6 protein-coding genes are annotated in these 5,519 nt (G+C 49.2%); 4 read left to right on the top strand and 2 right to left on the bottom strand.

Going from position 1 to position 5,519, the window contains the following annotated elements:
* Positions 1–72: 72 nt before the first annotated feature.
* Positions 73–768, bottom strand: coding sequence for an ATP-binding protein (locus H6F72_RS25675; RefSeq protein WP_190442246.1), 696 nt, complete (start codon positions 766–768; stop codon positions 73–75).
* A 405-nt stretch (positions 769–1,173) separates the two neighbouring features.
* On the opposite strand from H6F72_RS25675, the gene H6F72_RS25670 reads away from it, so the two are divergent.
* From H6F72_RS25670 to H6F72_RS25655, 4 genes are all read left to right on the top strand, one after another.
* On the top strand, positions 1,174–1,845 hold the full coding sequence (locus tag H6F72_RS25670; RefSeq protein ID WP_190442244.1) for a CHRD domain-containing protein: 672 nt from the start codon (positions 1,174–1,176) through the stop codon (positions 1,843–1,845).
* A 257-nt stretch (positions 1,846–2,102) separates the two neighbouring features.
* The gene (locus H6F72_RS25665) at positions 2,103–2,693 is read left to right on the top strand and encodes a sigma-70 family RNA polymerase sigma factor (protein WP_190442242.1); all 591 of its coding nucleotides are present in this window, start codon (positions 2,103–2,105) and stop codon (positions 2,691–2,693) included.
* A 13-nt stretch (positions 2,694–2,706) separates the two neighbouring features.
* The gene (locus H6F72_RS25660) at positions 2,707–3,456 is read left to right on the top strand and encodes an anti-sigma factor domain-containing protein (RefSeq protein WP_242017136.1); all 750 of its coding nucleotides are present in this window, start codon (positions 2,707–2,709) and stop codon (positions 3,454–3,456) included.
* 397 nt (positions 3,457–3,853) lie between these two features.
* Entirely contained in the window at positions 3,854–4,738 is an 885-nt protein-coding gene (locus H6F72_RS25655) for a DUF4394 domain-containing protein (RefSeq protein WP_190442239.1), read from the top strand.
* Positions 4,739–4,947: 209 nt separating this feature from the next.
* Here the strand turns inward: H6F72_RS25655 and H6F72_RS25650 are convergent.
* On the bottom strand, positions 4,948–5,519 hold a 572-nt coding region (locus tag H6F72_RS25650), incomplete at its 5' end, for a PDDEXK nuclease domain-containing protein (RefSeq protein ID WP_190442237.1).

Here is a 5,519-nt window from a genome sequence, read left to right as displayed (position 1 = left end):
TCGCTTACCAGAGCAGCAAAACCATCTATCAAGTCAAGCATGGGATGCTCTCGGACTACTTGATTGCACAACTCAAGCATCCGTCTGTTCAGATGGCTCTTGCGTAAGTCCTGAACTTAACTCTTGCCCCTGAGCAAAGACATCCGCGACTAGAGATAAAGCCAAAGGATACCCATAAGTAAAGTTGAGCACGGCCTGATGTTGATTTACCGGAACGGCTCGCTTGAGCAGGTAATCTCGGCTTTCCTCTGGGCTAAGGTTCCGTAAGGGTAAAAGATGGATTAAAGCTTGCCAACCTGAATCAGTCCGCCAGCTCGCCGCAGGTGCATGACGACCCGCAATCACGGTGAGGATATTGGCAGGAAGCTGAGGTAGAAACTTTTCGCGCAGCCAACTATTAAGGGGAGCGAGGTTTTCGTAAGTGTCGAGTAGGATAACCTGCCGACCTGTATGAGCCGCTAAAGCTATTAAAGGGGAGTCGGTCGAAGCTAGATTCAGATGAAATCGCAGAGCTTCTAAAAAGGACTCTGGCGACGGCTCGATGTTGCGGGCATCTAGTTGGATGACGGGGATCTGGGCTGGCTCACAGAGGCGGGCAAATTCTCCCAGAAGTGTGGTTTTGCCAACGCCACCTGGACCGAAAATATGCAGAACATAAAATGGCAACTCAGCTCGGTTTAAAGCTGACTCAAATAGGTGGCGCTCGTGGGTACGCCCTACGAATCGCTGCTGGCGTACTGCCTCTAGATGCTCAGATAAGGATGGCATGAAAAATTACAGAAAAGTGCGGAGAGCTGAAAACCGCCGTAGTTCGTTCAGTAAGGTTATTCTTTTGATGTTTAATATATCGCTATATTGCTGAATTATTGCCTGGTTGAGATTGCTAGCAATCACTGTAAATTGTGCTCAGTGGGAAAACTCAAGTTCAAAACAAAGTGTGGATTGGGTGGGATACAAAGCTCACCTTGTTGAAATCTGCGATGATGCTTGCCCTCATTACTCGCCAAGCTAAGCCGAATGGATCAACTAAAACGTTATGCTGCTTCTTGGCAGGGACGCAGCCTCAAGGGGAATGCGCTGTTCTAGAAATGAGAAAATTAGAGTAGCTATGCATCCAAACCAGCCGTTGGTTCGTACTGTTGACTGAACTCTACTGGTTAAGGCTGGATCCGGATGAATAAGGCAAAGCGATCGCTCTTCAACTTTTGGCTGGGTACAATCACCTGTGTGTTGTTGATTGGTCTTTCCACAGTCCCCTCTTGGAGTAAAACTCTATCGAATCGCTTGGTTCAGAGCGGAGACGTTCCGTCCTTCAGCACATCTCAAGTTGCTCAACCCACACAAGTTCAGAACCCCATCAATCAACATTTGATGGCAGATTTGCAAGAAGCTGAGTCTGTGCTCACCGCTCAGGGTATGTCGGGCAGTTCCTTACAACTCTATGCAGCAATTTTGACGAAGAATAATGTAGTTCCGAAGGCACCCTCAACAATGGCGACGGGGGTAGCTGGAGCCGCATTAGCAGGCAATCGCCTCATTGTTCGTGGAGACTTTGGAGGGCTATCCAGCGCTTTACGTGACTATGAAACAGATCCCGTCGATCCTCCCAACCCCAACATTACCTCTGCGGCTCACATTCATCGGGGTGAGCCTAATCAAAACGGACCGTTTCAATATGCGCTAACCGTGATGTTGAACGATACCGGAATGGGTGGCCGCTTGTCTGGAGCGTATACCTTGACTCCTGAGCAACTCCAGGCACTCTCTAATGGTCAACTCTATGTAGACATCCACACGAAGCAGAATCGGGCTGGAGAACTGCGCGGCATTTTCCGACCCCTCTAATCTAGACACTGGGTTTGGTGGCCCTACCGGAGTGGGGCTGAAGGAATCACAATGATCGCTGGCAGGTATAGTCTTGCATAGATGGCGTAGTATACTTGCGGCTGACAATTTAACCAGCACGTGGACAAAAGCTATGGAGCGAAGGGAGAAATTCCTATCGTTTCCGCGATCGCGGTTGTCCGCATTTACAGCTTTGCGGTTGCTTCCACCCCTCCCCAACTCCAGGCATTCGTCTTCAAACACAAATTCTGGTGCTTATGCAGTCTGAGCCATCTGCCAATCAAGCCTCTCCGACGTCAAATCAGACGGATGCAGAATTGATGGTGGCCTTGAGCAAGGGCCAGACTGCGGCGCTCGGGGTTCTCTACGATCGCCACGCTGGGTTAGTCTACGGCCTCGCCTTGAGTGCTCTGGGCAATGCTCAAGAAGCAGAAGACTTGACCCAAGATATCTTTCTGACCCTCGCCAAAGGAACTGTGTACGACCCGAATCGAGGATCTCTCCGCACCTTTCTCGCCATCTTGACGCGATCGCGAGCCCGAGACCGATTGCGATCGCGTCACAGTACTCGTCAGACGCTACAGCGATGGAAGTTGGGTGGACAAGCTGAGACCGTCTCGGATGCTCCGTTTGAGCACGTCTTTCAACATGAGCAATCCCAAGAAGTCAGTACCGCCCTGGCTCAATTATCAGACAGTGAGCAGCAAATTCTAAGAATGGCTTATTACGATGGTCTTAGTCAGGCAGAAATTGCCAAACAACTGGAAATCCCCCTGGGGACGGTGAAAGCTAGAGCCAGAAGAGGTCTGCTCAAACTGCGCCAAACCCTCACAAGTTTTACGAGATAGTACAGTGATGGCTATGTCAATGCCTTCGGAAGAGTTACAGCTACTCATTGCAGGTTATGTTCTGGGTGACCTCAACCCAGAGGAGGCAGCAGAATTTGAGCGCCTATTGCGGCAAGACCCCGCGATCGCCCAAGAAGTGGCCCAAATGCAAAATGCTTTAGAGGCGTCCTACGCTCCACCGGAGGTAACGCCTCCAGGTCATTTGCGCTCAGTGATTCTAGAAAAGGCTCAGGTTGCGGGTGCTGAAATGGGTGGACAACCTACTTCTAGACCTCGCAGAATACTGTCGTGGCGCAATGGTTTGGAGGTTGCGGCAGCAGTCCTGATTGTTGCCTTAGGAATCAATAACTACCGTTTATCGCAAGCGTTACAAACAAGCCAAGCGGAAACGCAACGTTATGCGGCACTGACTTATGTTCTAGATGCCACGAAGAGAGATAGTCAGGCTGCCGCGACGGTAGTCGTTAATCCCAATACTCTACAAGCCACCATCACAGTCCAGAACCTACCTCCATTGCCACCCGGTAAAGTCTACGCCTTGTGGACTGTTTTAACGCCAAACGCCCCCTTCACGACAGACCAGAAGCAGGCAATCTTGACAGAAACTTTCCAAGTTGATGAACGCGGCAACCTGGCTCAAACGATCTCAGTTTCCAAAGCCTACCGTTCCAAAGAACTAGTGATGAAGATCGCAGTCACCGTTGAGGATGGCAATGCTCCTCAGAAACATACCGGAGCCCCCATCATGATCACAGGTTTGTGAGTGTGAAACAACCTTCCAGTTTTTGCGACACAGACGGATTCCTGGCCTAAGGGGTTTGAAGACTTGCTTAGAACCTCTAGCAGCGATGTGGGATTCACGGGGGAATTCTTGACTCTGCACTAGGTGCTTCACAAATTTTTCATGCATGCTAGTTGAGAAGAAATCCCTGTCAGCATTGCTCTAGCGTCGTTTAAGCCAAATGCCTAGTTTTTTTGCCAACAAATCTCTATGAAGTTTGGATGAAGCGTACGTAGAAACCTCATCCGTTCATCTGCAACCAACGTACTACCACCACATTGACGCTTGCTTCTATTTCAGAACGAGTATTTCACTGCTCGGTAAAGCGACTGAATAACCATTTGTAGAACCCATATCATCCACCAGAAAGGATCTTCTAATGAAACTTCAGACAATCAGCACTGTAGTCGTCGCCTTAGCAACCGCTAGCGCTGTAAATTTATCCATCTCTGCCAATGCTGCGGCTGCTTTTCAACTAACAGGTTTGACCGCGAACAACCAGCTACTGCTGTTTGACTCGGCGACTCCTGGTGCCACGAAAAATGTGCAAGTGACAGGAGTTGAGGGGACGTTGTTGGGGATCGATCGCCGCCCCCTCAATAATCTGATCTATGGTCTGACGAATACCAATAATATCTACACGATCAACCCATTCACAGGTGCGGCAACGTTTGTCAGTACGCTGTCAACTGCTTTCATAGGTGGCTTTACGTCTGGGGTGGATTTCAATCCCGTTCCCGATCGGCTGCGGGTCGTCGGTGGCAACGGTCAGAACTTCCGCATTAACGTAGACACAGGAGCTGTGATTGTTGATGGAGCAATCAATCCTGGTGATCCTGACATCACAGCTGTTGCCTACACCAACGCAGACAATGATCTAGCGACCGGAACCACACTATATGACATTGATGCAGCGCTAGCTCAATTGTTCATTCAGAATCCGCCTAATAATGGTACCCTAGCGCCAGTCGGTTCCCTCGGTGTTGGAGCGATCGCTCCAGTGGGAGGATTTGACATCTTGACTACTAACGGAGCGAACACTGGTTTCGCTGCATTAACAGTTAGCAATCGCACCAAGTTGTTTACGATTGACTTAAGTTCTGGAGCCGCAACGGAAGTGGGGAGGATCGGCAATGGTAGAACGCCTTTAGTCGGGCTAACTGCCTCTGCAGCAGCTGTGCCTGAACCCACAACAATGGCAGGATTAGCGCTAGTGGGAGCAGGCTTGATCTCTACCCGCCGCAAACTGAAGAAGACAACATAGTCATCTATTTATCTTGTCAAGTTTAGGAAGTGTTGTTCGGTGCAAGACCCCGACAACACTTCCTAAAAACTGACTGCAGACGCTTATAACTCCGTGGGGGCAGAACCAAGATCACTCTCCGCAAAGTCAACATCAAGAGGAAGCAGGAGACGCGACAAATCCCTGTGAATTTAGTTCTAAGAAACTACGTTCGTGGGGTGAACTATTCACTAAGCTTCCATGCCTTGACCAAATTCCTCAACCACAGCAGCCACAACCTCAATTTCATGCTGCAGGTCTTCGATAGAAGGCAGCTTTGTCTTAAACTCGTCAGGTAATGCAGCCGTGGTTCGATACGTCGAGACGCTTATCGGCTGACTCATCCCGCGAAGTGCATATTCAACAATAGACTTTTTCCTGGAACGACAAAGGATTATCCCAATTGTTGGATTATCAGTAGGACGGCGTAACTTACTGTCGATCACATTTACATAGGAGTTAATTTGTCCCGAGTACTCAGGCTTGAAATCAGTCGTTTTTAACTCGATTACCAGAAAACAACTGAGAGCAAGATGATAGAAGAGGAGATCCACAAAAAACTCATCCCCCTCAACTTCAAGCCGATATTGGCTCCCCACGAAGGCGAAGCCAACACCTAGCTCAAGCAAAAACTTTTGCATATGTTCAAGCCTATGCATTGTCCCATCTTTCTTTACAAGTAAAATAATTCCGAAAAGGCTTATCCAGGATGTGATTGAGCGATCGCCATCTCTCCCGACTGCCCTATAGCGATCGCAAATTT

Source organism: Trichocoleus sp. FACHB-46 (assembly GCF_014695385.1).
Taxonomy (GTDB): domain Bacteria; phylum Cyanobacteriota; class Cyanobacteriia; order FACHB-46; family FACHB-46; genus Trichocoleus.
This window is presented reverse-complemented; position numbering and strand designations above follow the sequence as displayed.